Origin of the sequence: Mesorhizobium sp. B1-1-5, assembly GCF_006443065.1 — a bacterium.
Classification (GTDB): domain Bacteria; phylum Pseudomonadota; class Alphaproteobacteria; order Rhizobiales; family Rhizobiaceae; genus Mesorhizobium.
Map to the genome: position 1 here is coordinate 1 of NZ_VFWS01000008.1, position 26,916 is coordinate 26,916.

Genomic DNA, 26,916 nt, shown 5'->3' on the forward strand with positions numbered 1-26,916 from the left:
CGGCGACCAACGGCCCGATCTTCGATGCAAGGGCGACATGGTCGTTCGAGGATTACGAGAAGCGGTTCTCGCGGCTGCACCGGCACATCAGGCAAGGCGACTGCTACCAGGGCAACCTGACCTTTCCGGTGCATGCGCAATGGTCGGGCGATCCGCTGGCCGCCTTCGACGCGCTGACCGAACGCCAGCCGGTGAAATATGGCGCACTGGTTTCGCTTGGCGATCCGGTCGTGCTGTCGCGCTCACCCGAACTGTTCTTCGAGATCGACGCGCAGGGCATGGTCGAGACGCATCCGATGAAGGGCACGGCGCCGCGTGGTGCGACGGAAGCCGACGACGAGCGCCAGAAAACCTTCCTGCGCAATGATGAGAAGAACCAGGCCGAGAACCGGATGATCGTCGACCTGCTCCGCAACGACATCTCGCTGATCAGCGAAGTCGGCACGCTGGACGTGCCGGAGTTGTTCCGCATCGAGACCTATCCGACGGTGCACCAGATGGTCAGCCGCGTGCGGGCGCGGCTTTTGCCCGACATCGGCATCCGCCAGGTCTTCGCCGCGCTCTTTCCCTGCGGCTCGATCACCGGTGCGCCGAAAATCCGCGCCATGGAAATCCTGCATGAGTTGGAAGATGCGCCGCGAGACGTTTATTGCGGCGCCATCGGCTGGATCGCGCCGGGAGGCAGGATGCGTTTTTCGGTGGCGATCCGCACCATCTCGCTCTTTGCCGACGGCGAGGCCGTCTACAATGTCGGCGGCGGCGTCGTCTTCGATTCGACCGCCGAGGAGGAGTATCGGGAGTGTCTGTTGAAAGCCCGCTTCGCGACGGGAACGGTGCCGGCTTCGAGCTGATCGAGACCATGCGCTGGGAGCCTGGCTCGGGCTTCCTGCGCTTCGAGCGCCACCTTGCGAGGCTTTATGCGTCCGCCACCGAACTCGGCTTCGCCTGCGATCCTGAACGGATCGGTGAAGTGCTTTCGAACACCGTCGGCGGGAACAAGCTTGCCTTGCGCGTGCGCCTCGCCTTGCAGCGCAATGGCGAAGCGACGGCCGCGGCTCAAGTCTATGAACCGCTGCCCGCCGACAAGGTCTGGCGGCTACAGCTGGCGCGAACACGGATCGATTCGGCCAACACGCTGTTGCGCCACAAGACAAGCCTGCGCCAGGTCTACACGCAGGCGCGCGCCGAATATCTCGCCACCCGCGCCGACGAAGTGCTTTTGGCCAACGAGCGCGGCGAGCTCTGCGAGGGCACGATCACCAATCTCTTCGCCGACTTCGGCGACGGCCCGCTTGCCACGCCTCGGCTCGACTGCGGCCTTTTGCCTGGAATATTGCGCGGCGCGCTTCTGGACGAAGGCCGCGCCGTGGAAGCGATCTACAGCTTCGACGATCTGAAGGCGGCGAAGGCGATCTTCGTCGGCAACTCACTGCGCGGGCTGATCCCGGCGCGGCTTGGCTGACCGCCGGAGACATAAATGGACAACACCCAAACAGGCATGACCGTTCGCCAGCCGACCCACACGCCCTATGACGGGTCCTCGAAACTCTTCACCATCGGGCTGAAGCCGCTCGACTTCGACCGCTGGATCGAGGTCGATGAATTGCTGCTGCCGCATCTGGCCGAGAAGCAACGGCTCTATGCGGAAATCCCGGAAAAGGTCTTTGTCGAGGAAGACGGCACCCGAGACGCTCAGCGCGAAGTGCTGGACCTGCTCGTCGCGCATCTCGAAGCCGCGCATCCCGGCACGCACCGTCGCAACGAAGAGGACGTCGAGCCGATCGGTTTCGAGGCGGCAAGCGACAGGCTGCCTCCTGCCCTGCGCGAGGCGCCGCTGGCTAAGGCTTCGCTGCTCGTCCAGGAAGATCTGATCCTGATGCGCCGCGACGAGCGCGGCTGGCGGCTCGCCGCCGGCTCGCTCTGCTTCCCTTCGTCCTGGTCGCTGCAGGAGAAATTCGGCAAGCCGCTGCAGGAGATCCACGAGCCGGTGCCCGGATTCGGACCCGGCACGCGGCCGGCCGAGCTCATCAACCGCATGTTCGACGGCCTGCAGGGCCAGGCGGTCGAGCGCTTCAACTGGTCGATCCAGGCCGGCGATGCGCTCTATCATCCGCTCTCCAATGTCGAGCGCACCGACCGCGCCACGAACCGCCCGAGCCGCTTCGCCGACGGCGATGTCGACGCCCACGCCTTCATCCGCGTCGAACGCCAGACGTTGCGCAAGCTTCCCCTGTCGCGCGACATCCTCTTCACCATCCGCATCCATCTCGATCCGCTCAAGCTGCTCATTCGCCATCCTGACCGGGCACCCCTCGCCGTCTCGTTCGCGGAGCAGCTCCTGGCCCTCGACCAGCAACAACTCGACTATAAGGGCCTGACCGCCGACCGCGACCGGCTGGTCGAATTCCTCAGCGGCATGGCCTGCACGCCTTAACCAAGGTGCCAGCCTGGCCGGGCCGGCGGTTGGTGCTTTTCGCTGGTTTATGACAATGATCTGTGGTGTAGCGCTTGGCCGTCGGGCAAAAGGCCCCGGTTTTGCGCGAGTTTGAAGGAGTGTGCGAAAAAATGGCGAATGAAAACTGGCCCGTTTACGGTGAAATCACCGGCCCTGTCGTGATGATCGGCTTCGGCTCGATCGGACGGGGAACGCTGCCGCTGATCGAGCGCCATTTCAAGTTCGACAAGTCGCGCATGACGGTCATCGACCCGCGCGACACCGACCGCAAGCTGCTCGACGAGCGCGGCATCGCCTTCATGCAGGACGCGGTGACCGAGAAGAATTACAAGAAGCTGCTGACGCCGCTTCTGACCAATGGCGGCGGCCAGGGCTTTTGCGTCAACCTGTCGGTCGACACCGGCTCGGTGGACCTGATGAAATTGTGCCGCAAGCTCGGCGTGCTCTACATCGACACTGTCGTCGAGCCGTGGCTCGGCTTCTATTTCGACGCCGAGGCCGACAATGCCAGCCGCACCAACTATGCGCTGCGCGAGGCGATGATCAAGGAAAAGCAGGATAAGCCGGGCGGCCCGACGGCGGTCTCCACCTGCGGCGCCAATCCCGGCATGGTCTCGTGGTTCGTCAAGAAGGCGCTGGTCAACCTCGCCACCGATCTTGGTCTCGACTTTTCGGAGCCCGCGCAGGAAGACCGCGAGGCCTGGGCCAGGCTGATGAAGAAGGCCGGCGTCAAGGGCATCCATATCGCCGAGCGCGACACCCAGCGCACCAAGAAGCCGAAGCCGATGAACGTGTTCTGGAACACCTGGTCGGTCGAAGGTTTTATCTCGGAGGGCCTGCAGCCGGCCGAGCTCGGCTGGGGCACGCATGAAAACTGGATGCCGAAGAACGGCAAGAAGCACAAGCACGGCTCCAAGGCGGCAATCTTTCTGGAACAGCCCGGCGCCAACACGCGCGTGCGCAGCTGGTGCCCGACGCCCGGCCCGCAATACGGCCTGCTGGTGACGCACAATGAGTCGATCTCGATCGCCGACTTCTTCACCGTGCGCTCGAAGAAGGGCAAGGTCCAATATCGCCCGACCTGCCACTACGCCTACCATCCCTGCAACGACGCCTTGCTGTCGCTGGACGAGATGTTCGGCGCCGCCGGCAAGCCGCAGCCGGTTCACCACGTGCTCGACGAGAACGAGCTGGTCGACGGCGTCGACGAGCTCGGCGTGCTGCTCTACGGCCACGACAAGAACGCCTATTGGTATGGCTCGCAGCTGTCGCTGGCCGAGGCGCGCAAGCTCGCTCCCTACCAGAACGCCACCGGCCTGCAGGTCACCTCGGCGGTGCTCGCCGGCATGGTCTGGGCGCTGGAGAACCCGACTGCCGGCATCGTCGAAGCCGACGAGATGAACTACCGGCGTTGCCTCGACGTGCAGTCGCCCTATCTCGGCCCGGTCAGGGGCTACTACACCGACTGGACGCCGCTGGACAATCGGCCGGGCCTCTTCCCGGAGGACCTGGACAAGGACGACCCGTGGCAGTTCCGCAACATCCTCGTCCGATAGCAGCCGGACCCGCCGGAGCAATTCGAGCAAAAGTGTGAGACGGTTTTCCGTCTGGATTTGCGTGAAAACAAGGAGATAGAGCGGCTCGCCGTTTCCGTGAAGCGGTGGAGACGCTCTCCCTCGCCGCCTTGCAATCGCCCGGAAATCGGGCGATTGAGTATCGGCGGACTGAGGAGAGGATTTTCAAAATGACCATTGCGCGCAAACTGCTTTCAGCAGGCGCCGCGGCAAGCCTTCTGGCTGCGGCCGCCTGCACCACCACCGGCCCCGCGGACCAGCCCTCGATGGCAGCGCCGAAGGGCGTCGAGGGCAACTGGATCGACGCCAAGGGCACCGGCCTGTCGACCTTCGCGGCCGGCAGCTTCGCCACCGTCGCCACCGATACCGGCCAGAAGCTGTCGGAAGGCAGCTACACCATGACCGGAGCGACCTCGGTCGAGATCCACGGCACCTCGCTGATCCGCCAGACGCCGGTCAGCTTCAACTGCCTGATGATCTCCACCAGCCAGCTCAACTGCACCAGCGCCAGCGGCCAGAATTTCGTGCTGACGCGCCGGGCTTGAGAGTTCGCAAATCTTCAGCTGACAGGGCCGGCGGCGCAAGCCGCCGTCCTTTTTTGTGCCGGCAAACATCTCCCTGATTTGTGCTTGCATCGACCGGAACCCGATGTGAACATGACCGGAGCTGACTGTTATTTTCCAGTCAAGCGAGGGCGTTAAGCATATTCGAAGTCAGCTTATCCGGGAGACGAAGATGAAGAAGAGTGCCGCGATCCTAGCCCTGTCGGCATCGGCGCTCGGCCTGTCGGCGGGCGTGTCTTTTGCCGACTACACGCTGAACATCCTGCATTTCAACGATTGGCACAGCCGCATCGAAGGCAACAACAAATATGAGTCGACCTGCTCCGCCGACGAGGAGACCAAGGGCGAATGCATCGGCGGCGCCGGCAGGCTGGTCACGGCGATCGCTGAGGAACGCAAGAAACTCGAAGGCCAGAACCTGCTGCTGCTCAATGCCGGCGACAGCTTCCAGGGATCGCTGTTCTACACCACCTACAAGGGTGCCGTGGAAGAGGAATTCCTCAATCAGATCAAGCCCGACGCGGTAACGCTCGGCAACCACGAGTTCGACGACGGCGAGACCGCGCTGGTTCCCTATCTCGACAAGGCGAAATTCCCGATCGTCAGCGCCAATGTCGTGCCCAACGACAAGTCCGGCGCCAAGGACAAGATCAAGCCTTCGATCGTCCTCGAGATCGGCGGCCAGAAGATCGGCATCGTCGGCGCCGTCACCAACGACACGCCCGAACTCGCCTCGCCCGGCCCGAACATCGCCATCACCGACGACGTCAAGTCGATCACCGCCGAGGTCGAGAAGCTCAAGGCGCAAGGCATCAACAAGATCATCGCGGTCACCCATATCGGCTACAGGCGCGAGCGCGACGTCATAGCGAAAATCCCGGGTGTCGACGTGGTGGTCGGCGGTCACAGCCACACCCTTCTGTCGAACACCGATCCGAAGGCCGAGGGCCCCTACCCGACGATGGTCGACAACCCCGACGGTTACAAGGTGCCGGTCGTGCAGGCCGCGTCCTATTCGAAATATCTCGGCGAGTTCAAGGTCGTGTTCGACGACAACGGCGTCGTCAAGGAGGCAAGCGGCGCGCCGATCTATCTCGACAAGTCGATCACCCCCGATCCCGCCGTTCTTGCCCGCATCAAGGAGCTCGGCGCGCCGATCGAGGCGCTGAAGAACAAGGAGGTGGCCGAGACCACCAAGGCCATCGACGGCAGCCGCGAGAATTGCCGCGCGCGCGAATGCGAGATGGGCAATCTCGTCTCCGACGCCATTCTCGACCGCACCAAGGGCCAGGGCGTCGAAATCGTCATCTCGAACGGCGGCGGCCTGCGCGCCTCGATCGACCAGGGCACGGTGACTATGGGCGAGGTGCTGACCGTGCTGCCCTTCCAGAACACGCTGGCCACTTTCAAGATCTCGGGCAAGGACCTGGTTGCGGGCCTTGAAAACGGCCTCAGCCAGATCGAGGACGGCGCCGGCCGCTTCCCGCAGGTTGCCGGCATCAAATATTCCTTCGACAGATCCGTCGCGCCCAATGCCGGCCGCGTCAAATCGGTCGAGGTGATGGAGAACGGCGCCTGGACGCCGATCAGCCCGGACAAGCAGTACCTCGTCGCCACCAACAACTACGTCCGCCAGGGCGGCGACGGCTACAAGGTTTTCGCCGACAAGGCGACCGACGCCTATGACTACGGCCCCGGCCTGGATCAGGTGGTGGCCGACTATCTCGGCGCCCACCGTCCCTATACGCCCAAGCTCGACGGCCGCATCACCGAACTTGCGGCGGCGGCGGCCGAGCCGGCCAAGCCTGCGGAACCGGTGAAGCCTGCCGAGACCGCCCCCGCCACCCAGGCGCCTGCGAACGGGGCAGCAAAACCAGCCGAGACGTCGCCGGCAAACGGCGAGCCCGCCATGCCGGCTCCGCCTTCCGGTTCCAGCGACATAGCCGGCACGCCGCCGGCGGTTTCTAATGAAACCGCGCCTGCGGTGCCGGCCGCGGAACCGGCAAAGCCTGCCGAGGCTGCCCCGGCAACGCCTGCTCCCGCAGCCGAGCCGGCCAAGCCGGCGCAGGCAACACAGGCCGAAGCGAAACCGGCCGAGACCAGCCACACCGTTGCCGCCGGCGATACCTATTGGGACTTGGCCAAGAAAGCCTATGGCGACGCAACCAAGTGGAAGCTGATCTCCGAAGCCAACAAGGATTATAAGCCGCGTCGCCTGCCGCTCGGCGCGACGCTGACCATTCCGCCTGCCGCGAAGTAACGCCTGGTCCGGGACTGATCGCGCCCGTCCGGGCAACCGGGCGGGTGTTCCTTTTTGAAGCCCTGACGCGATAAGGTGCGGCCAGACGCAGCATTGAAAACCGGCAGGGCATCGCTAGGTTCCGCGGCGCTACCGGAGATTGTTGATGACTCTTGCCAACCCCACCGATGCCAAAGCTGCAAAGGCCGTCGGCCTGCCGTCGGCGCATGCCGCGCCGGTCAGGCCGGGCAAGATCGGCGTCATGCTGGTCAATCTCGGCACGCCCGACGGCACGGACTTCAGGCCGATGTGGCGCTACCTGCGCGAATTCCTCTCCGATCCGCGCGTCATCGAGCTCAACAAGGCGATCTGGTATCCGATCCTGTATGGACTGGTGCTGACCACCCGGCCGAAAAAATCCGGCGCCAACTATGCCCGTATCTGGAACCGGGAGATGAACGAGTCGCCGCTGCGCACTTTCACCCGCGCTCAAGGTCAGAAGCTGGGGGCGGCGCTGGCCGACCTGCCCGATGTGGTGGTCGACTGGGCGATGCGCTACGGCGATCCCTCGACGGCAAGCGTCACTCAGAAGCTGGTCGACCAGGGCTGCGACCGCATCCTCACCTTTCCGCTCTACCCGCAATATTCGGCGACGACGACGGCGACCGCCAACGACCAGCTGTTCCGTGCGCTGATGAAGATCAGGCGCGCGCCGGCGATCCGCAGCGTGCCGCCCTATTATGACGAACCGGTCTATATCGACGCGCTTGCGCGTTCGATCGAGCAGCACCTGGCGATCCTCGACTTCGTGCCGGAGGTGGTGATCGCCTCCTATCACGGCATCCCCAAGCCCTATTCCGACAAGGGCGATCCCTACGGGGCGCATTGCCTGGAGACCACGCGGCTGCTGCGGGCAAGGCTCGGCTGGGACGAGAAGAAGTTCATCGCCACCTTCCAGTCGCGTTTCGGCGCGCAGGAATGGCTGCAGCCTTACACCGATGTCACCGTCGAGCAACTGGCCAAGGACGGCGTGAAATCGATCGCCATCGTCAATCCCGGTTTCTCCGTCGACTGCATCGAGACGCTGGACGAGATCGGCCGCGAGGCGGCCGAAACCTTCCATCACGCCGGCGGCGAGAATTTTGCGCATATCCCCTGCCTCAACGACAGCGCCGAGGGCATGGCGGTCATCGAAGCGCTGGCGCGACGCGAGCTTTCCGGCTGGGTGTGACCGGTTTCACCGGCTAATGCATGTCGTCCAGAAGTGTGCAGCGGTTCTGGGACAACGACATGCATCAAGACAAAGACCTAAAGCGCGTCGACTGAACCCCTTTCAGCGCGACGCGCTTTAGCTAGAAACCGGTGCGCAAAAGCCTTCGCTAACCAATATTCCCGATCACCTGATTGTAACGCTGCGGAAACACACTTAAGTGATTCCGTGAGGTCGCCGCCTTTTGAGGGAGAAACGAAATGGGCTTCAGCGGTTTCGATATTGCCATCATTGTTCTTGTCTTCCTGGTCATCATCCTTCTTTTCAAAGGCATCAAGACGGTGCCGCAAGGTTATAATTACACGGTGGAACGCTTCGGCCGGTACACCAAGACGCTGACGCCTGGCCTGAACATCATCAATCCCATCTTCGAGCGCGTCGGCGCCAAGATGAATATGATGGAGCAGGTGCTCGACGTGCCGACGCAGGAGATCATCACTCGCGACAACGCCATCGTCGGTGTCGACGGCATCGCCTTCTACCAGATCCTCAACGCCGCGCAGGCCGCTTATCAGGTGGCCGGGCTGCAGAACGCCATTCTCAACCTGACCATGACCAACATCCGTACCGTCATGGGCTCGATGGACCTCGACGAATTGCTGTCCAACCGCGACGCCATCAACGAGCGCCTGTTGCGCGTCGTCGACGAGGCGGCGCATCCGTGGGGCATCAAGATCACCCGCGTCGAGATCAAGGACATCAATCCGCCGGCCAATCTGATCGAATCGATGGGCCGCCAGATGACGGCCGAGCGCAACAAGCGCGCCCAGATCCTGGCCGCCGAAGGCCTCAAGCAGTCGCAGATCCTCGAGGCCGAGGGCCGCAGGGAAGCTGCCTTCCGCGACGCCGAGGCGCGCGAGCGCTCGGCCGAAGCGGAGGCCAAGGCGACGCAGGTCGTGTCGGAAGCCATCGCCAAGGGCGACGTGCAGGCGCTCAACTACTTCATCGCCCAGAAATACACCGAGGCGCTGACCAGGATCGGCTCGGCCACGAACAGCAAGATCGTGCTGATGCCGCTGGAAGCCTCGTCGCTGATCGGAACGCTCGGCGGCATCGGCGAGATCGCCAAGGAAGTTTTCAGGAGTGAAGGTACGGCCGGCGCGCAGCGGCAGGCCGCACGCCCGCCGCTGGTTCGGCCGAACGAAAACTGAGATCATAGGAGGCTGCTCCCATGTTCGACCGTATCGTTTCCGAACTCGGCCCGTGGAACTGGATGGTTCTGGGCTTCGTGCTCCTGGTGATGGAGATCGTCGCGCCGGGCGTCTTCATGCTGTGGATCGGCATCGCCGCGCTCATCATCGGCGCCGTGTCGCTGGCGATATGGGACGCCGCTTTCTGGACCTGGCAGGTGCAGGTGCTGGCGTTCCTGATCCTGTCGCTGATCTCGGCTTTCGTCGGCAAGAAACTGATGGCCGGCCGCCACGACGATGCCGACCAGCCGCTGCTCAACCGCCGCGGCGCGCAGATGGTGGGCAAGCTGGCGACGCTGGCCGAACCGATCAAGGACGGCCGCGGCCGCATCAAGCTCGGCGACACGCTGTGGCGCGTTTCCGGTCCTGATCTGCCTGCTGGCACGCAAGTGCGCGTTGTCGGCGCCGCCGACACCGACCTGGAGCTGACGGTCGAGGCGGCCTGAACCGAGACAGGTATCGGACGGGCTGAGACTAAGGCAATTCCAGGAAAAGTGCGTGGCTAGAGCAATTCCAGGAAAAGTGTGAAGCGGTTTTCCGTTCGGAATTGCGTAAAAACAAAAAGATAGAGCGGTTCGCCGTTTCCGTGAAATGGCGAACCGCTCTACGCTGCGCCAATGCGCAGCAGGTCGTGGAAGTGAACCACGCCCACCGGCATTTTGTCTTTGGTCACGACCAACGCGCCGATATTGTGCTCGTTGAGCATGGCAATCGCCGTGCCCGCCAGCGTCTGCGGATCGATCGTCTTGGGCGTGCGGGTCATGACCTCATCGACGGTCACGTCGGCCAGATTGCGATGCAGATTGCGTGCAACGTCGCCGTCGGTGACGATCCCGACCAGTTTGCCGTTCGCATCGACGATGCAGACGCACCCGACTTTCTTCTGCGACAGCGTCATCACCGCTTCCGGCATCTTGGTGCCGAGCAGGGCGAGCGGCACCTGATCGCCGGTCCGCATGATCTCCGACACCAATGTCAGGTTGGCGCCAAGCTGCCCGCCGGGGTGCAAGGTTCGGAAGTGATCCGGCGTGAAGCCCCGCGCTTCGAGCAGAGCGATGGCCAACGCGTCGCCCAGCACGAGTTGGAGAAGCGTCGATGTCGTCGGCGCCAGCCCGTGCGGACAAGCCTCGGGCACGACCGGCAGCAGCAAAACCACATCGGCCGCACGCGCCAGCGCCGAGCTCTCGCCGGAAGTAATGGCGATCAGCGGGATGGAAAAACGCCTCGAATAGGCGACGATGCCCATCAATTCCTTGCTTTCGCCCGACCAGGACATGGCGATTATGGCGTCGTCCTTGGCGATCATGCCGAGATCGCCGTGATTGGCCTCGGCCGGATGGACGAAAAAGGCTGGCGTGCCGGTCGAGGCAAGCGTCGCGGCGATCTTGGCGCCGATATGGCCGCTCTTGCCGACGCCGGTGACGATGACGCGGCCCTCGATCCGCGAGATCAGGTCGATCGCAGCGGCAAAAGGCTCGGTCAGCCCGTTTGCGAGCGCGGCGGCCAGGGCCGCCACGCCGGTCTGCTCCGTGGCCACCGTTCTCAGCGCCGATTCGATCGCGGCCTGCCTGTCCGGCTGCTTTCTTTCTGGGGACCCCGCATGCATGGAGCAAGCGATTAGCGCTTTGCCGCGCCCCTGTCCAACGGAATTGCCTTCAACCTCCGATTGGGGAGCTCTGAGGCGGCTCTCTCAACCCTCCGTTAACCATCCGCATTTACGGTTCGGTAAGTATGGCGCAACCGCGCCGCGCAAGCAGTGGTGACGATGTCCGGGGGCCAGCCTGAAACGAAAATCGGTCGGAAAGGCATTGCCGTTGCAGCACTGCTGCTGACGGCAAGCGCGCTTGCCTTGTTGCATCCCGCGCCGGCATTCTCGCAGGAAACCGAGCTGCGCGGCGAGGTCTCCGATTCTGCCATACTCGCCGACCAGCAGCGCAAGGCCAGGCAGTTGCGGGCGCAGGGATCGCAGGGTCAGACCCCGCCCGCCGCCGCTGCCGTCCAGGATACGGCATCGACGACCTACCAGCCGTCAAGCCCCGGCGCCGTTCCCGATAACGATCAGACGGCGGGCGCGACGGACAGCATCTTCGACCAGCCGCAGGCAACGGACGATCAATTGGCCGACACGAAGGCCCCGGTAAAACGCCGCCGGCCCTCGACCGCGAATCAGCGCGCTCGCGACGCCAAGGCCGGCACCAAGACCGCCGACAAGAAGAAGGCCAAGAAGAAAACCGGCGAAGCGACGGACAGCACGACCACCGCAGCGACCGCCGGCACAGGCAACCGGACCGACGCCACCGCCACCGGCGATGAGGACGGCAGCAACCGCCGTGCCGTTACCATCGACAGCGTCGACAAGCAGAAGCTGGACCCCGGTCAGGAACGCACCGCCTCCATCGAAGGCCTGAAGGTCAAGCCGGAGGATGATCCCTTCGCCGCGCCGGGCGTCAAGGTCGGCACCTTTCTCTTGCGGCCGACGCTCGAGCAGGGCTTCACCGCGACGTCCAACGCCGATTCCAGCAGCACCGGCAAATCGGCGGTTCTGTCCGAGACGGCGCTGCGTTTCACCGCGACCTCCGACTGGCGCGAGAATTCGGCTTTGATCACCGGCTACGGCCAGTTCCGCAACACCGTCTCTGGCCAGAAGATCAACGATGCGCAGGGCCGCATCGAGGGCCAGCTCAATGTCGACCTCGATAACGAGCTGCGCGCCATTGCCAAGCTGGGCTATGAAGCCGCGCCCGAATCGGCCTCCTCGCCGGATGCGATCGCCGGTGTCACCCAACAGCCGCTGCGCCAGACCGTCGACGGCAGCCTCGGTCTCGAAAAGAGTGTCGGCAAGATGCGCTACGCGCTGACCGGCGCGGTCTCGCATGATTTCTACGGCGATGCCGAGCTCTCCGACGGCACCACCGTTTCGCAGAAGGATCGCGATTCCACGCTCTATACCGCGACCTTGCGCACCGGTTACGAGATTTCGCCGGCGCTGACGCCGTTCACGGAAGTCGAGGCCGGGCGGCGCCTCTATGACCTGCGCGTCGACACCGACGGCTTCGAGCGATCCTCGACCAGGCTTGGCGCGCGCGCCGGCCTCGAGCTCGACATGGGCGAGAAGCTGTCCGGCGAATTTTCCGTCGGCTGGCTGCGCGAGGCGATCGACGACAGCCGCCTTCCGGCGGTGGCGGGTCCGAGCATCGACGCCGACCTCAAATGGTCGCCCGAGCGCGGCACCACTATCGGCCTGACCGGCAAGACCAGCGTCGAAACAACCACGACGGCCAATGAGAGCGGCGATATTCTCTACTCCGGCCGCCTGACCGGCGAGCGCCAGATTCGCGCCAATCTGACGGCGAACTCGGCGCTCGGCCTCGACTGGCGCGATTACACCGGCTCCGACGGCCACGATTTGATCCTGAGCGCCGAGGCCGGACTGACCTGGTGGCTGAACCGCTATGCCGGGGTCACCACCAGGGTGAGGACGGAGAAGCTGACCAGCAATCTGCCTGGCCGAGACTATACCACCAACAGCGTCTATCTCGGCCTGAAGGTCCAGCGCTGAACGCAGCGACGGCCCAAGCCTATCAGGCCGAGTCGAGAACGGCGGGTTCCGAGAACCGGAGCGGAGCGTACTCAAAGTACGTGAGCACCGGAAGCGCAGGAAACTGCCGTTCGCAGACCGGCCTCACCTGAATATCGGCATAGGCTAAGACGCGGCGCCGCGCCGCTCTACCGGCTGCACCTCGTCCAGCAGCGTGCGGATGACGCCGGCCATGCTTCCGTTCATGTCGCTACGCCAGAGCGCGAAGGCGACATTGGCCTCGACGAAACCTTCCGGCGAGCCGCAATCGAAGGTGCGCCCCTTGTAGTGATAGCCGTAGAAGGCCTGCTGTTTCTCCAGCTTCAGCATCGCATCGGTCAGCTGGATCTCATTGCCGGCGCCGCGTTCCTGGCTTTCCAGGATGCCGAAGATTTCCGGCTGCAGGATGTAGCGGCCGTTGATGAAGAGGTTGGAGGGCGCGGTGCCCTGCTTCGGCTTCTCCACCATGCCGGTGATGCGGAAGCCGTGATGCGTGTCCTCGCCACGGCCGACAATGCCGTATTTATGCGCCTCGGCCGGATCGCATTCCTGCACGGCGATGATGTTGTTGCCGGTCTCGGCATAGAGCTCGACCATGTCCTTCATGCAGCTCTTTTCCGACTGCATGATCATGTCCGGCAGAAGCAGGGCGAACGGCTCCTCGCCGACCAGCTCGCGGGCGCACCAGACGGCGTGGCCAAGGCCCATCGGCACCTGCTGGCGCGTGAAGCTCGTCTGTCCGGGAGCCGGCTGCAGCCGCTGCAGGCGGGCGAGCTGATCGTCCTTGCCGCGCTGGGCAAGCGTGTCATAGAGCTCGAACTGGACGTCGAAATGATCCTCGATGACCGCCTTGTTGCGCCCGGTCACGAAGATGAAATGCTCGATGCCGGCCTCGCGCGCCTCATCGACCACATATTGGATGACCGGCCGGTCGACGACAGTGAGCATTTCCTTCGGGATGGCCTTGGTGGCCGGCAGAAACCGCGTGCCGAGGCCGGCGACCGGGAAAACTGCCTTGCGAACGCGCTTCATGCTGACACCCCCTGCGTTTCGGCCAATTATCCGCTCGGCAGCACGCTCCGCAATCCCCCCAAATATTTTCACGGCGGAATCATTTTCACGCCGGAATGTCGGATTAAGGGCGAACAGTGAACGTGTCAGCTAAAAGCCGCGACATCTCTTTTCGTTCCCTGCGGCACCTATGGTAAACCAAATGCTAACCCGGTTCGGCGTTGAATGATCCTTCCTGATTTGACGAAGGAGGAAATGATGTCCGTTCGCAACACCGCGAGGCGCCTGACGGCACTGGCGACGGCCGCCGGCCTCACGCTGGCCTTGCTGATGCCCGCCGGACCCGCTTTCGCCGATGCCGGATTCCGCCAGTGGGTCTCGGATTTCCGCGCCACCGCGGTGGCGGGCGGCGTTTCGGGCGCGGTCTACGACCAGTCGATGAGAGGCATCGAGCCCGACCCGGTCGTGCTGGAAAAGGCCCGCACCCAGCCGGAATTCACCGCGCCCGCCTGGGACTATTTCGATAACCGCGTGCACGACCAGGCAGTCGCCAACGGCCAGGCGATGGCGAAGAAATGGAGGCCGTGGCTCGATCGCATCGAGGCGCGGTTCGGTGTCGACCGCAACATCCTTTTGGCCATCTGGTCGATGGAATCGAACTATGGCGAGACGCTCAAGCGCGACGACATCATGCGCAACGTCGTCCGCTCGCTGGCGACGCTTGCCTATGGCGATCCGAAGCGGTCGAAATATGCCCGCACCCAACTGATCTCGGCCTTGAAGATCCTGCAGACCGGCGACATCGACGAAAGCCATCTGATGGGCTCCTGGGCAGGCGCGATGGGCCAGACCCAATTCATCCCGACCAGCTACCAGCGCTATGCGGTCGACATGGACGGCAATGGCAAGCGCGACATCTGGAGTTCGATCCCCGACGCGCTGGCGACCTCCGCCAATCTGCTCAAGAAGAACGGCTGGCAGGCCGGCAAGACCTGGGGCTATGAGGTCTCCATACCAGCCGGCAAATTGCCCGGCGGCGCAAAGACGATCGCCCAATGGCAGACGCTCGGCGTCGTCAGGGCCAGCGGCAAGCCGTTCAAGAACCTGACCGACAAGGCGACGTTGAAAGTGCCGGACGGCCGAAGTGGACCCGCCTTCCTGATGATCAGGAATTTCTCTGTCATCAAGGCCTACAACAACGCCGACAAATACGCTTTGGCCGTGGGCCTTCTGGCCGACGAGATCGCCGGCGGCACCGGCCTGGTGCAGGACTGGCAGCGGCCTTTCACCAAGCTCAGCTTCGAGGAACGGCAGGAACTGCAGAAGCGGCTTTCAGATCACGGCTATTATGACGGCAAGTTCGACGGCAAGATCGGCGATGGCTCGAAAGCCGCCATCATGGCCTACCAGGCCAAGGTCGGCTTGAACCAGGATGGCTATCCGAGCCTGGAAGTGCTCAAATGGCTCCGCAAGCAGTAAAGCTTGGGGAAGCGCCAGCATCCTCTCAAAGACGGCAAGGATGCCGTAGCGCTTCGGCTTGCGCATGACTTTCCCACGTCTTCCGGTCATGCGCCAAGGGATGGAGAGGTGTTTGGTTTCGGTTGCGCGTATCAGGCAGGGCATTCGCCGGGCGCCGATACTGATTCTCGCCCTGGCCGTGCTAGTCGTCACTGCCGCCGGCGCTTTCCACGCACCGGCATTCGCGCAGGAGGAAAGCCGCGGCTGGTCGTTGCGTGACCTTCTGTTCCCGCGCCGCAGCGAACGCGTCGAGCCACCGTTCGAAATCCAGAAATCAAGGCCGAAACCGAAGAAGAAATCCAAGCCGCGCCCGCCGGCCGAGCCGGAAACGCCGATCGTCGAGAAGACGAACGACGCCCGTGTCGTGCTGGTGGTCGGCGATTTTCTGGCGGGCGGGCTGGCCGAGGGCCTGGACACCGCCTTTGCCGACAATCCCGCCGTCAGAATCGTCGCCCGCGCCAACGGGTCGTCGGGCTTCGTTCGCGACGATTTCTATAACTGGCCGGTCGAGATCAAGTCGCTGATCGAGACCGAGAAGCCGTCGGCCGTGATCGTCATGCTGGGCTCCAACGACCGCCAGCAGATGCGGGTCGGCGAGGTGCGCGAGCAGCCGCGCTCGGAGAACTGGACCAAGGAATACGAGCGCCGCGCCGATGCGCTCGGCAAGGCCATCCAGGACACCAAGGTGCCGTTCCTATGGGTCGGCATGCCGGCCTTCCGCGTGTCGAAGATGAACTCGGACATGCTTGCCTTCAACGACATCTACCATTCGGTCGCCGAAAAGCATGGCGGCGAATTCGTCGATGTCTGGGACGGCTTCGTCGACGAGAACGGCGCTTTCGTCACCTCCGGCCCGGACATCAACGGCCAGCCGGTTCGGCTGCGTTCCGATGACGGCATCAACGTTACCAAGGCCGGCAAGCGCAAGCTCGCCTTCTATACGGAAAAGCCGCTGGCGAAGATCCTGGGCTTGGCGGCGCCGGGAAGCGTCACGACTGTGTCGGCGCCGGCCGGCGCTCCGGTCGAGGCGCCGAAGCCGGCCGCGGCGCCCGTCATCGTCGACCGCACCGCGCCGATGCTTCTCGGCGACCCGGCGCTCGACGGCGGCACCGAGCTGCTCGGCGCCGCGCAGCCGGCCAGGGCCGATCCGAACCTGCCAGGCGAAAAACTGATCGTCGAAGGCAAGGCGCCCGCCGCCTCGCCCGGCCGCGCCGACGATTTTTCGTGGCCGCCGAAGACGCAGCCGGCGACAGCAGCTGTCGAGTCGGCCCCTACGCCCACCAGCCCTTAATCGACGTCCATCGGATTCGTCGGGATATTAGATCGTCCTGCGTGAAAGGATTTCACGCCAAGCCGAACAATGGCATTGTTCTATTCCGCTGGGACTACAAGGGGCGAACATGTCGGCGACGGGCTATGCCTTGCTTGGCTTCGTAACTTGGACCCTCCTCCTGCTTGTATGGATGGAGATCCTGCGCACCCATCTTGTGGTGAGTGGGCGCATCCCGGCAAATGGCTTCACGCCGGATAACGCAGGTCTTTCGCCCTTTTTGCAGCGGCTTGCGCGAGCCCACGCCAATTGCATTGAGGGACTCCCGATATTCGGGGGCCTCATGGGTGTGGCCATGATGACTTCGCGGACGGGGATCACCGACCCCCTTGCATACTGGTTTATCGCCGCGCGGCTAATCCAGTCGGCCATTCATCTGGCGTCGACAAGTCCAAACGTGGTCAAGGCTCGATTTTCCGCGTTCGCGGTCCAGATGGCCATCGGCCTCTACTGGGCGGTAAAGCTGCTGGTCAGTTAGGCGCTTCAAGAAGCTAGAGCATGATCCCGAGAAGTGGGAACCGGTTTTCGGATAAAGATCATGCTCCAACAAAGAGTTAGACCGCGATGGCCATTCAACGAAACGCCATCATGGTCTAACGGCTGACTGCTTTGAAGCCTTACCGCGGCAGCACCGTCGATCCCATCAGCGCCTCGTCGATCGAACGCGCCGCCTGGCGACCTTCACGGATCGCCCACACCACCAGCGACTGGCCGCGGCGCACGTCGCCCGCCGCATAGAGCTTGTCGACGCTGGTCCTGTAGTCGCGATCGTTGGCCTCGACATTGTTCGAGCGGCGGCTGTCGGTGACGACCTTGATTTTGCCGTCGAGCTCCTTCATCAGGCTGTCGCCCGCCGGGCCGGCGAAGCCGATGGCGATGAAGGCGAGATCGGCGCGGATGACGAACTCGCTGCCGGCGATCGGCTTGCGCTTGTCGTCGACCTCGCAGCAGCGCACACCGGTCAGCTGGCCTTCCTCGCCGATGAACTCGAGCGTCGCCACCTGGAATTCGCGCTCGGCGCCCTCGGCCTGCGAGGAGGACGTGCGCATTTTCGTCGCCCAGTAGGGCCAGACGGCAAGCTTGTCTTCCTTCTCCGGCGGCTGCGGACGGATGTCGAGCTGCGTCACGCGCACCGCGCCCTGGCGGAAGGCGGTGCCGATGCAGTCGGACGCGGTGTCGCCGCCGCCGACGACCACGACATGCTGGCCGCCGGCAATGATCGGGTGCGAGGGCCAGGCCACCGACTGGATCGGCTCGCCGCCGACGCGGCGGTTCTGCTGCACCAGATAGGGCATGGCGTCATAGACGCCGCTGAGATCGCTGCCCGGAATGCCGGCCGGACGCGGCGTCTCCGAACCGCCGCAATAGAGCACGGCGTCGAATTCCCCGAGCAGATCGGCCGCTTTCATGTCGACGCCGACATTGACGCCGCAATGGAAGGTCACCCCCTCGCCCTGCATCTGCTCGATGCGCCGGTCGATATAGTGCTTCTCGATCTTGAAGTCCGGTATGCCGTAACGCATCAGCCCGCCGGGGCGGCTCTCGCGCTCATAGACATGCACGTCGTGCCCGGCGCGGCCGAGTTGCTGCGCCGCCGCCATGCCGGCCGGGCCGGAGCCGATGACGGCAACCCGCTTGCCGGTCTTCTTCTCCGGCGGATAGGGCCGGATGTGGCCGGTCTCGTAAGCCTTGTCGGCGATCGCCTGCTCGACCGTCTTGATGGCGACCGGAATGTCCTCGAGGTTCAGCGTGCAGGCTTCCTCGCAGGGCGCCGGGCAGATGCGGCCGGTGAACTCCGGGAAATTGTTGGTCGAATGCAGGTTGCGGATCGCGTTGTCCCAGTCGCCATTGTAGACGAGGTCGTTCCAGTCCGGGATCTGATTATGGATCGGGCAGCCGGTCGGCCCGTGGCAGAACGGAATGCCGCAATCCATGCAACGCGCGGCCTGTTTCTCGACTTCCTTGTCCGACATCGGCAGCGTGAATTCACGGAAGTGCCGGACGCGGTCCGAGGCAGGCTGGTACTTGTGCACCTGCCGGTCGATCTCGAGAAAGCCTGTTACCTTGCCCATAGTCAGTCCCTGCTGTCCGAAGGCACGCTTTGTCGCGCACCCGTTAACCCCATAAGGCTGCTATGGCAACCTTCGTTCCGAGGCCAGAATTGTTGGTGAGGAGGCCGGCCGGAAAGTCATCTTCCCGGCCGTGCCCGAAACCTATTCCGCCGCCACGCTCATGCGCATGCGTTCCATCTCGATCAGCGCGCGGCGATATTCCACCGGCATGATTTTCCGGAATTTCGGCCTAAAATTCTGCCAGTCGTCGAGGATCTCGCGGCCGCGCACCGAACCGGTGAAATGCACGTGGTTCGAGATCAGCTGGTAAAGCCGCTCCTCGTCATGGCTGGTCATGTCGCCGGAGACGTCGACGCGGCCCTTGTGGTCGAGGTCGCCGCCGTGATGGAGAAGCTTCTCCATCAGGTCGTCCTCTTCCGGGACCGGCTCCAGCTCGACCATCGCCATGTTGCAGCGTTCGGCGAAATCGCCCTTCTCGTCCAGCACATAGGCGACGCCGCCCGACATGCCGGCCGCGAAGTTGCGCCCAGTCTTGCCGAGCACGACGACGATGCCGCCGGTCATGTATTCGCAGCCGTGGTCGCCGACGCCCTCGACGACCGCCGCCACGCCGGAATTGCGCACCGCGAAACGCTCGCCGGCGACGCCGGCGAAATAAGCCTCGCCCTCGGTAGCCCCGTAGAGCACCGTGTTGCCGACGATGATCGAGTCCGCCGCGACGATCTTGGCCTCTTGCGGCGGCCGGATGACGATGCGGCCGCCCGACAAGCCCTTGCCGACATAGTCGTTGCCGGCGCCGACCAGCTCGAAGGAGACGCCGCGCGCCAGGAAGGCGGCGAAGGACTGGCCGGCGGTGCCGGTCAGTTTCACCTTGATCGTGTCCTCGCGCAGGCCCTTGTGCTTGAAACGCTTGGCGACTTCGCCCGACAGCATGGCGCCGACAGAGCGGTCGACATTGCGGATCGGCAGCTCGATGGTGACCGGCTGTTTGGCGTCCAGCGCCGGCTTCGCCAGCTCGATCAGCTTGCGGTCGAGCACGTCGTCGATCGGATGCTTCTGCCGCTCGGTCCAGTGCAGCGCCTCATGCGGCGCGTCCGGCTTGAAGAACATCTTCGAGAAGTCGAGCCCGCGCGCCTTCCAGTGTTGGATGACGTCGCGCTTTTCCAGGAGATCGGTGTCGCCGATTATCTGGTCGATATGGGTGAAGCCCATGTCGGCAAGCAGGCCCCGCACCTCTTCCGCCACGTAGAAGAAGAAGTTGATGACGTGCTCGGGCGTGCCCTTGAAGCGCTTGCGCAGCACCGGGTCCTGCGTCGCCACGCCGACCGGGCAGGTGTTGAGGTGGCACTTGCGCATCATGATGCAGCCGGCCGCGATCAGCGGCGCGGTCGAGAAGCCGAACTCGTCGGCGCCGAGCAGCGCGCCGATGATGACGTCGCGCCCGGTGCGCAGGCCGCCATCGACCTGCAGCGCGACGCGCGAGCGCAAGCCGTTGAGCACCAGCGTCTGGTGCGTTTCGGCGAGGCCCATTTCCCACGGGCTGCCGGCATGCTTGAGCGAGGTCAGCGGCGAAGCACCGGTGCCGCCGTCATAGCCGGAGATGGTGATGTGGTCGGCGCGCGCCTTGGCGACGCCCGCCGCGACCGTGCCGACGCCGACCTCCGACACCAGCTTGACCGAGACGTCGGCCGCCGGATTGACGTTCTTCAGGTCGTAGATCAGCTGCGCCAGATCCTCGATCGAATAGATGTCGTGATGCGGCGGCGGCGAGATCAGGCCGACGCCGGGCGTCGAGTGCCTGACCTTGGCGATGGTCGCGTCGACCTTGTGTCCGGGCAACTGGCCGCCCTCGCCGGGCTTGGCGCCCTGCGCCACCTTGATCTGCATGACGTCGGAATTGACCAGATATTCCGCCGTGACGCCGAACCGGCCGGAGGCGACCTGCTTGATCGCTGAGCGTTCCGGATTCTTGCCGCCGCCGGGCAGCGGCAGATAGCGGTCGGCCTCTTCACCGCCCTCGCCGGTGTTCGACTTGCCGCCGATGGCGTTCATGGCGCGCGCCAGCGTGGTGTGCGCTTCCCGGGAGATCGAGCCGAACGACATCGCCCCGGTCGAGAAGCGCTTGACGATCTCGGCCGCCGGCATGACGTCCTCGATCGCGACCTTCTTGCGGCCGGTCTCTTCCGCTGTTCTGATCTTGAACAGGCCGCGAATGGTCTGGGCGCGCGCGGTCGCGCTGTCGATCTGCGCCGAATAGTCCTTGAACGTGTCCCATGAGCCCTGCCGCACGGCGTGCTGCAGGCTGGCGACGGCATCGGGCGACCACATATGCGCCTCGCCGCGCATGCGGAACATGTATTCGCCGCCGACCTCGAGATTGTTGCGCAGCACCGGATCGCTGCCGAAGGCGTCGCTGTGGCGGCTGAGCGTCTCGGTAGCGATCTCATCCAAGCCGACGCCTTCGATCAGCGTCGCCGTGCCGGTGAAATACTTCTCGACGAAGTCCGACTTCAGCCCGATGGCGTCGAAGATTTGCGCGCCGCAATAGGACTGGTAGGTCGAGATGCCCATCTTGGACATCACCTTGAGGATGCCCTTGCCGATCGACTTGATGTAGCGTGAGACCACCTCGTATTCGTCGACCTCTTCCGGCAGCTCGCCGCGCTTGTGCATGTCGAGCAGCGTGTCGAAGGCGAGATAGGGATTGATCGCCTCGGCGCCGTAGCCGGCGAGGCAGCAGAAGTGATGCACCTCGCGCGGCTCGCCGGATTCCACCACGAGGCCGACCGAGGTGCGCAGGCCCTTGCGGATCAGGTGATGGTGCACGGCCGCCGTCGCCAGCAGCGAAGGAATGGCGATGCGGTCCGGGCCGACCTGGCGGTCGGACAGGATGATGATGTTGTAGCCGCCGGCGACCGCTGCCTCCGCGCGCTCGCAGAGCCGGTCGATGGCGCCCTGCATGCCGGCGGCGCCCTCGTTCGAGCCATAGGTGATGTCGATCGTCTTGGTGTCGAAACGGTCCTCGGTGTGGCCGATCGAGCGGATCTTCTCCAGATCGCCATTGGTCAGGATCGGCTGGCGCACCTCGAGCCGCTTGCGGCGCGACGTGCCGACAAGGTCGAAGATGTTCGGCCGCGGCCCGATGAACGACACCAGGCTCATCACCAGCTCCTCGCGGATCGGGTCGATCGGCGGATTGGTGACCTGGGCGAAGTTCTGCTTGAAATAGGTGTAGAGCAGCTTCGACTTGTCCGACATCGCCGAGATCGGCGTGTCGGTGCCCATCGAGCCCACCGCTTCCTGGCCGGTGGTGGCCATCGGCGCCATCAAAAGCTTGGTGTCTTCCTGCGTGTAGCCGAAGGACTGCTCGCGATCGAGCAGGCTGACATCCTTGCGCAGCGCGCGCGGCTCGACCGGCTTCAGGTCTTCCAGGATCAGTTGCGTGTTGGCGAGCCAGGTCTTGTAGGGATGCCTGGTCGCGATCTCCGACTTGATCTCCTCGTCGGAGACGATGCGGCCCTTGGCGAGATCGATGAGCAGCATGCGGCCGGGCTGCAGCCGCCACTTCTGCACGATCTTTTCCTCCGGCACCGGCAGCGCGCCGGCTTCCGACGCCATGATGACGCGGTCGTCGTCGGTGACGATGTAGCGCGCCGGGCGCAGGCCGTTGCGGTCGAGCGTGGCGCCGATCTGGCGGCCGTCGGTGAAGACCACCGCCGCCGGTCCATCCCACGGCTCCATCAGTGCCGCATGGTACTCGTAGAAAGCCTTGCGGTCGGCGTCCATGAGCTTGTTGCCGGCCCAGGCCTCCGGGATCAGCATCATCATGGCGTGGGTAAGCGAGTAGCCGCCCTGGAACAGGAACTCGAGCGCGTTGTCGAAGCACGCCGTGTCCGACTGGCCTTCATAGGAGATCGGCCAGAGCTTCGAGATGTTGTTGCCGAACAGCTCGGAATCGACCGAGGCCTGGCGCGCCGCCATCCAGTTGTTGTTGCCGCGCACGGTGTTGATCTCGCCATTGTGCGCGACCATGCGATAGGGATGCGCCAGCTTCCATGACGGGAAGGTGTTGGTCGAGAAGCGCTGGTGGACGAGGATCAGCGCCGTCTCGAAACGCGGATCCTTGAGGTCCTTGTAATAAGCGCCGACCTGATAGGCCAGGAACATGCCCTTGTAGACGATGGTGCGCGCCGACAGCGACACGCAATAGGCGCCGATGTCCTTGTTGTCGTTCTCGGCATAGATGCGGCCCGAGATCACCTTGCGCAGCAGGTAGAGCCGCGCCTCATACTCCTCGTCGTCCGTGATGTCGGCCGTGCGGCCGATGAACACCTGCCGATGGAACGGCTCGGACGCCACGATATCCGGCGCCTTCGACAGCGACGAATTGTCGACCGGGACGTCGCGGAAGCCGATAAGCGGCAGCCCTTCCGACTGCGCCGATTCCGCGATGATCTCTTCGATATGGGCGCGCAGTGCCGCGTCCTGGGGCATGAACCAGTGGCCGACGCCATATTGGCCGGCCGGCGGCAGTTCGACGCCCACGACCGCCATTTCCTCGCGGAAGAAAGCGTCCGGGATCTGCACCAGCACGCCGGCGCCGTCGCCGACCAGCGGGTCAGCGCCGACGGCGCCGCGATGGGTGAGGTTTTCCAGCATCGCCAGACCGTCCTCGACGATCTGGTGCGACTTCAAGCCCTTCATATTTGCGATGAAGCCGACGCCGCAGGCGTCGTGCTCGTTGCGCGGATCATAGAGGCCCTGCGCGGTCATGCCGTTGGCGGTTCGCAGCCCTTTGGTCAGGACGGTATTTTTAACGGCTGCTGCTTTCGTCTGCGCGGCCTGGCCGTTGATCGCAGATGGCGTCAGTTCCGTCATCGTCCTATCCTCCGTTCTCCACCTTGACCCTGACTCTGTCTCAGGGCGCTGGTTTGCCTTGGGAAGCGAGAGTGCTTCCCCTTCATCCTACTGCACGTCTCGCGAAATCCATCGAACCATACGGCTATACGCCCGGTTCGCATCCGGTATCGTACAGGCCAGAGCCGGGCCGTCTACCCGCCGCTCGCGACAATGGCCGGAATGCAGCGATGATACGCCAGTCCGGCCTGTTTTGTGCGACAAAATAAGACAGCACTACTGTCCTAAATTTTTTATGGCAGAAATCAGACAGCCGCACAAGACCGATTCACAAAAAACTTGGGCGCTGCGCGACACAAAATTTCGTGACAGGCGCCGGAAACGCAAGCTTTGGTCCAGGCAATTTGACATCGATTGCTGGCTTCACCGCTTTGCCGACGATTGGCCCTTGCGCTTCGACTGCCGAAGCGGTCAAGTCCCGCCGCTTTCGCCAATCACGATACGGATTTCTCGATGTTCTTTGCATCCGACAACTGGGCGGGCGTCCATCCCCACATTTCGGCCAACCTGTCGCGCCATGCCGCCGGCACCGCGACCGCCTACGGCGACGGCGATCTGGACCGCGCCGTCTATCGCCGCTTCAGCGAGATCTTCGAGCGCGAGGTGCAGGTCTTCTTCGCCGCGACCGGCACCGCGGCTAACGCGCTTTCGATGGCTGCATTGAACCGCATAGGCGGCATCGCGCTTTGCCATCACGAAGCGCATATGAATGTCGACGAGTTCGGCGCGATGGGTTTCTACACCGGCGGCGCGCGCATGGCGCCGGTGGCGGGACCGCTGGGGCGCATGACCCCGGAGGCTCTTGACCGGACCATCAAGCGATATTCGCAGGACCTGGCCCCCGCCGGCCAGCCGATGGCGGTCACCGTGACCCAGGCGACCGAGGTCGGCACGGTCTACAGCGTCGACGATGTCAAGGCGATCGCCGAGGTCAGCCGCCGCCACAAGCTGCCGCTGCACATGGACGGCGCGCGCTTCGCCAATGCGATTGCCGCGACCGGCGTCAGCCCGGCCGAAATGACCTGGAAGAGCGGCGTCGACCTTATCTCCTTCGGCGGCACCAAGAATGGCTGCTGGATGGCCGATGCGGTCGTGGTCCTCAATCCGGATGTCGGCAAGGATCTGCGCCTGCTGCGCCAGCGCGCCGGACAGACTTTTTCCAAGGCCCGCTTCATCTCGGCCCAGTTCGAAGCCTATTTCACCGACGATCTGTGGTTGAGGATGGCAGGGCACGCCAATGCGATGGCCGCGCATCTGGCCGAGACGATCGAGGACGCGCCGGCCGGCAAGCTCGCCTGGCTGCCGCAGGCCAACGAAGTGTTTGCCATCCTCGGTCGGGCCACCGCGGAAAAGCTGCAAGCGGCCGGCGCCAAATTCTACGAATGGGGCGTGCCGCAGGGTTTCGATGGCCACCTCGGCGACAATGAAGCGATCTACCGCTTCGTCGCCAGCTTCGCCACCACGACGCAAGAGATCGACCGTCTCGGCCAGCTGCTTGGCTGAGCTTGCGGCACTCGGGAACAGCATGACAGGAGCCTGATCGACGCGACCGAGGCTTATGTCCGAAAGCTGCTTTCCTGCCGGCAGGACCCCGATTTGGCCAGGCTCGATTTGAGGACTTTTGCCGCTGACCTGTTCGCCGCGACGGCGGCTCAGTATTTCGCGCCATACGAAGCCGTTCACCGACAGAACGTCGAAGCGGTCGTCGCGGAAAAGAACCGGTAGGCTTGCGCCCCGGTCAGACGAGCAAGGGCCGCAGCAACAGCTCGACGCCGAGCAGGATGAGGAAGACCAGGAACCAGCGGCGGAAGGTTGCCGGACTGATCTTCCGGCGCAGCATTTGCCCCAGCCACATGCCGAGCAGGGCCGGAAGCACGGCAAGTGAGGACATCGCCAGATGCCCCGCCTCGAACGCGCCATGCGAGGCAAGGCCCAGCGCCAGGGCGATCGTCGACACCGTGAAGGAAAGACCGAGCGCCTGGATCAGATCGTCGCGGCTCAAGCCCAGCGCCTGGATGTAAGGCACGGCAGGCACCACGAAGACGCCGGTGCCGCCCGTGACCAGACCGGTGAGAAAACCCACGACCGGCGACGACCAGCGCTCGGTTTTCTCGGGAACGATAGGCTGCCGCGCGAGCAGGCTATAGGCGGCATAGACGATCAATGCCGCGCCCAGGCCCGCGGTCGTCCATTTGACATTGTCGCTGGCGAGCAGCCGCGAGCCGACGATCGTGCCGATCAGAATGCCCGCCATCATCAGCCAAAGCCGGCGCAGGACCGCCGAAAAACTCGTGCCGGCGAAAAGCTGCCAGACATTGGTAACGAAGGACGGCACGATCAGCAGCGACGCCGCGGCCACGGGCGGCATGATGGTGCCAAGCAATCCCATCACCAGCGTCGGCAGGCCCATGCCGGTGACGCCCTTGACGATCCCGGCCAGCAGGAAAGTGATTGCAACGGTGAGTGTCAGCAGCAGGGAAAAATCGGACATCGCCCTTCATGATCCGCCGCTGCATGCTTCAAAAGAGCCAGAACGGCGCGTTGCCGGTGGCACAATAAAAAGCGGCGCCTCGCGGCGCCGCTTTCGTCTCGGGAGGGAGACGTTGTCTACTACGGACCCCGCCGGTTACGCGGCGGCCTTGGTTTCGATCTGCTTGGCCTTGTCCGCGGACGAGGTGATCGCGATCTTGCGCGGCTTCAGCTCCTCGGGAATGTTGCGCTTGAGGTCGACGAAGAGCAGGCCGTTCTTCAGCGTGGCGCCTTCCACTTCGACGTGGTCGGCCAGCTGGAAGCGGCGCTCGAAGGACCTCGAGGCGATGCCGCGGTAAAGCAGCTCCGAACCCTCGCTGTTGTTCTCTTCCTTGCGCTCGCCCTTGACGGTCAGCACGTTGCGATGGGCTTCGATCGAAATCTCGTCTTCCGAGAAGCCGGCAACGGCCATCGAGATGCGATAGGCGTTCTCGCCCGTGCGCTCGATATTATAGGGCGGATAGGTCTGCGCGGTCTCGGGCTGACCGAGCGAGTCGAGCATGGTGAACAGCCGGTCGAAGCCGACGGTCGAACGATAAAGCGGGGAAAAATCAACGTGACGCATGAGTGTTCTCCTTTTGAGCAACATGGTTTGCGTATGACCCGGTGCGAAACCCTCGAAAGGCGTTCCGGATAGGCCAGCGGCCCCGACATCGGCGGCCACAACCTTC

General features: G+C 63.9%; 20 protein-coding genes. 14 read left to right on the top strand and 6 right to left on the bottom strand.

Translation table 11 applies throughout. The features are described from left to right. The 9 genes from FJ980_RS05045 to FJ980_RS05085 form a co-directional block, all read left to right on the top strand. On the top strand, nt 1-851 hold an 851-nt coding region (locus tag FJ980_RS05045; protein WP_140541846.1), incomplete at its 5' end, for an aminodeoxychorismate synthase component I. Further along, nucleotides 800-1,462, top strand: coding sequence for an aminotransferase class IV family protein (locus FJ980_RS05050; RefSeq protein ID WP_140541847.1), 663 nt, complete (start codon nt 800-802; stop codon nt 1,460-1,462). The genes FJ980_RS05045 and FJ980_RS05050, both read left to right, overlap by 52 nt. A 15-nt stretch (nt 1,463-1,477) precedes the next feature. Beyond that, the gene (locus FJ980_RS05055; RefSeq protein WP_140541848.1) at nt 1,478-2,434 is read left to right on the top strand and encodes a DUF3445 domain-containing protein; all 957 of its coding nucleotides are present in this window, start codon (nt 1,478-1,480) and stop codon (nt 2,432-2,434) included. A gap of 131 nt (nt 2,435-2,565) precedes the next feature. Then, a complete protein-coding gene (locus FJ980_RS05060) occupies nt 2,566-4,011 on the top strand; it encodes a homospermidine synthase (RefSeq protein ID WP_140541849.1) in 1,446 nt (481 codons plus the stop codon). A gap of 188 nt (nt 4,012-4,199) precedes the next feature. Continuing rightward, nucleotides 4,200-4,574 (top strand): hypothetical protein, encoded by a 375-nt coding sequence (locus tag FJ980_RS05065; protein ID WP_140541850.1) that lies wholly within the window; start codon nt 4,200-4,202, stop codon nt 4,572-4,574. A 190-nt stretch (nt 4,575-4,764) separates the two neighbouring features. Beyond that, nucleotides 4,765-6,852: a bifunctional metallophosphatase/5'-nucleotidase gene (locus FJ980_RS05070; protein WP_140541851.1), complete on the top strand. Its 2,088-nt coding sequence runs from the start codon at nt 4,765-4,767 to the stop codon at nt 6,850-6,852. Between the two features lie 145 nt (nt 6,853-6,997). Beyond that, complete coding sequence (hemH, locus tag FJ980_RS05075) at nt 6,998-8,062, top strand: ferrochelatase (protein WP_140541852.1); 1,065 nt, start codon at nt 6,998-7,000, stop codon at nt 8,060-8,062. 239 nt (nt 8,063-8,301) lie between these two features. Continuing rightward, complete coding sequence (locus FJ980_RS05080; protein WP_140541853.1) at nt 8,302-9,252, top strand: SPFH domain-containing protein; 951 nt, start codon at nt 8,302-8,304, stop codon at nt 9,250-9,252. Between the two features lie 20 nt (nt 9,253-9,272). After that, on the top strand, nt 9,273-9,737 hold the full coding sequence (locus tag FJ980_RS05085; RefSeq protein WP_140541854.1) for an NfeD family protein: 465 nt from the start codon (nt 9,273-9,275) through the stop codon (nt 9,735-9,737). 158 nt (nt 9,738-9,895) lie between these two features. Here FJ980_RS05085 and FJ980_RS05090 read toward each other — a convergent pair whose 3' ends face one another. Then, nucleotides 9,896-10,897 (bottom strand): KpsF/GutQ family sugar-phosphate isomerase, encoded by a 1,002-nt coding sequence (locus tag FJ980_RS05090; RefSeq protein WP_140541855.1) that lies wholly within the window; start codon nt 10,895-10,897, stop codon nt 9,896-9,898. A gap of 159 nt (nt 10,898-11,056) precedes the next feature. Between FJ980_RS05090 and FJ980_RS05095 the strand changes: the two genes are divergently transcribed. After that, complete coding sequence (locus tag FJ980_RS05095) at nt 11,057-12,850, top strand: outer membrane beta-barrel protein (protein ID WP_140541856.1); 1,794 nt, start codon at nt 11,057-11,059, stop codon at nt 12,848-12,850. Nucleotides 12,851-12,994: 144 nt separating this feature from the next. On the opposite strand, the gene galU is transcribed toward FJ980_RS05095, so the two are convergent. Beyond that, complete coding sequence (galU, locus tag FJ980_RS05100; protein WP_140541857.1) at nt 12,995-13,900, bottom strand: UTP--glucose-1-phosphate uridylyltransferase GalU; 906 nt, start codon at nt 13,898-13,900, stop codon at nt 12,995-12,997. A 237-nt stretch (nt 13,901-14,137) separates the two neighbouring features. On the opposite strand from galU, the gene FJ980_RS05105 reads away from it, so the two are divergent. From FJ980_RS05105 to FJ980_RS05115, 3 genes are all read left to right on the top strand, one after another. Next, nucleotides 14,138-15,358: a lytic murein transglycosylase gene (locus FJ980_RS05105; RefSeq protein WP_140541926.1), complete on the top strand. Its 1,221-nt coding sequence runs from the start codon at nt 14,138-14,140 to the stop codon at nt 15,356-15,358. Between the two features lie 112 nt (nt 15,359-15,470). Then, nucleotides 15,471-16,688 carry a DUF459 domain-containing protein gene (locus FJ980_RS05110; protein WP_140541858.1) on the top strand — a complete coding sequence of 406 codons (1,218 nt, stop codon included), beginning with the start codon at nt 15,471-15,473 and terminating at the stop codon, nt 16,686-16,688. A 109-nt stretch (nt 16,689-16,797) separates the two neighbouring features. Beyond that, nucleotides 16,798-17,205: an MAPEG family protein gene (locus tag FJ980_RS05115; RefSeq protein ID WP_140541859.1), complete on the top strand. Its 408-nt coding sequence runs from the start codon at nt 16,798-16,800 to the stop codon at nt 17,203-17,205. A 139-nt stretch (nt 17,206-17,344) separates the two neighbouring features. Here the strand turns inward: FJ980_RS05115 and FJ980_RS05120 are convergent, their stop codons facing one another. Continuing rightward, nucleotides 17,345-18,799, bottom strand: coding sequence for a glutamate synthase subunit beta (locus FJ980_RS05120; RefSeq protein WP_140541860.1), 1,455 nt, complete (start codon nt 18,797-18,799; stop codon nt 17,345-17,347). 141 nt (nt 18,800-18,940) lie between these two features. After that, nucleotides 18,941-23,677, bottom strand: coding sequence for a glutamate synthase large subunit (gene gltB / locus FJ980_RS05125; protein WP_140541861.1), 4,737 nt, complete (start codon nt 23,675-23,677; stop codon nt 18,941-18,943). Nucleotides 23,678-24,169: 492 nt separating this feature from the next. Here gltB and FJ980_RS05130 point away from each other — a divergent pair, with 492 nt between their 5' ends. Next, complete coding sequence (locus FJ980_RS05130; RefSeq protein WP_140541862.1) at nt 24,170-25,219, top strand: low specificity L-threonine aldolase; 1,050 nt, start codon at nt 24,170-24,172, stop codon at nt 25,217-25,219. 235 nt (nt 25,220-25,454) lie between these two features. Here the strand turns inward: FJ980_RS05130 and FJ980_RS05135 are convergent, their stop codons facing one another. Then, nucleotides 25,455-26,207, bottom strand: a complete 753-nt coding sequence (locus FJ980_RS05135; RefSeq protein ID WP_140541863.1) for a sulfite exporter TauE/SafE family protein — start codon at nt 26,205-26,207, stop codon at nt 25,455-25,457. A gap of 135 nt (nt 26,208-26,342) precedes the next feature. Then, nucleotides 26,343-26,810 carry an Hsp20 family protein gene (locus tag FJ980_RS05140; RefSeq protein WP_095766320.1) on the bottom strand — a complete coding sequence of 156 codons (468 nt, stop codon included), beginning with the start codon at nt 26,808-26,810 and terminating at the stop codon, nt 26,343-26,345. Nucleotides 26,811-26,916 lie beyond the last annotated feature (106 nt).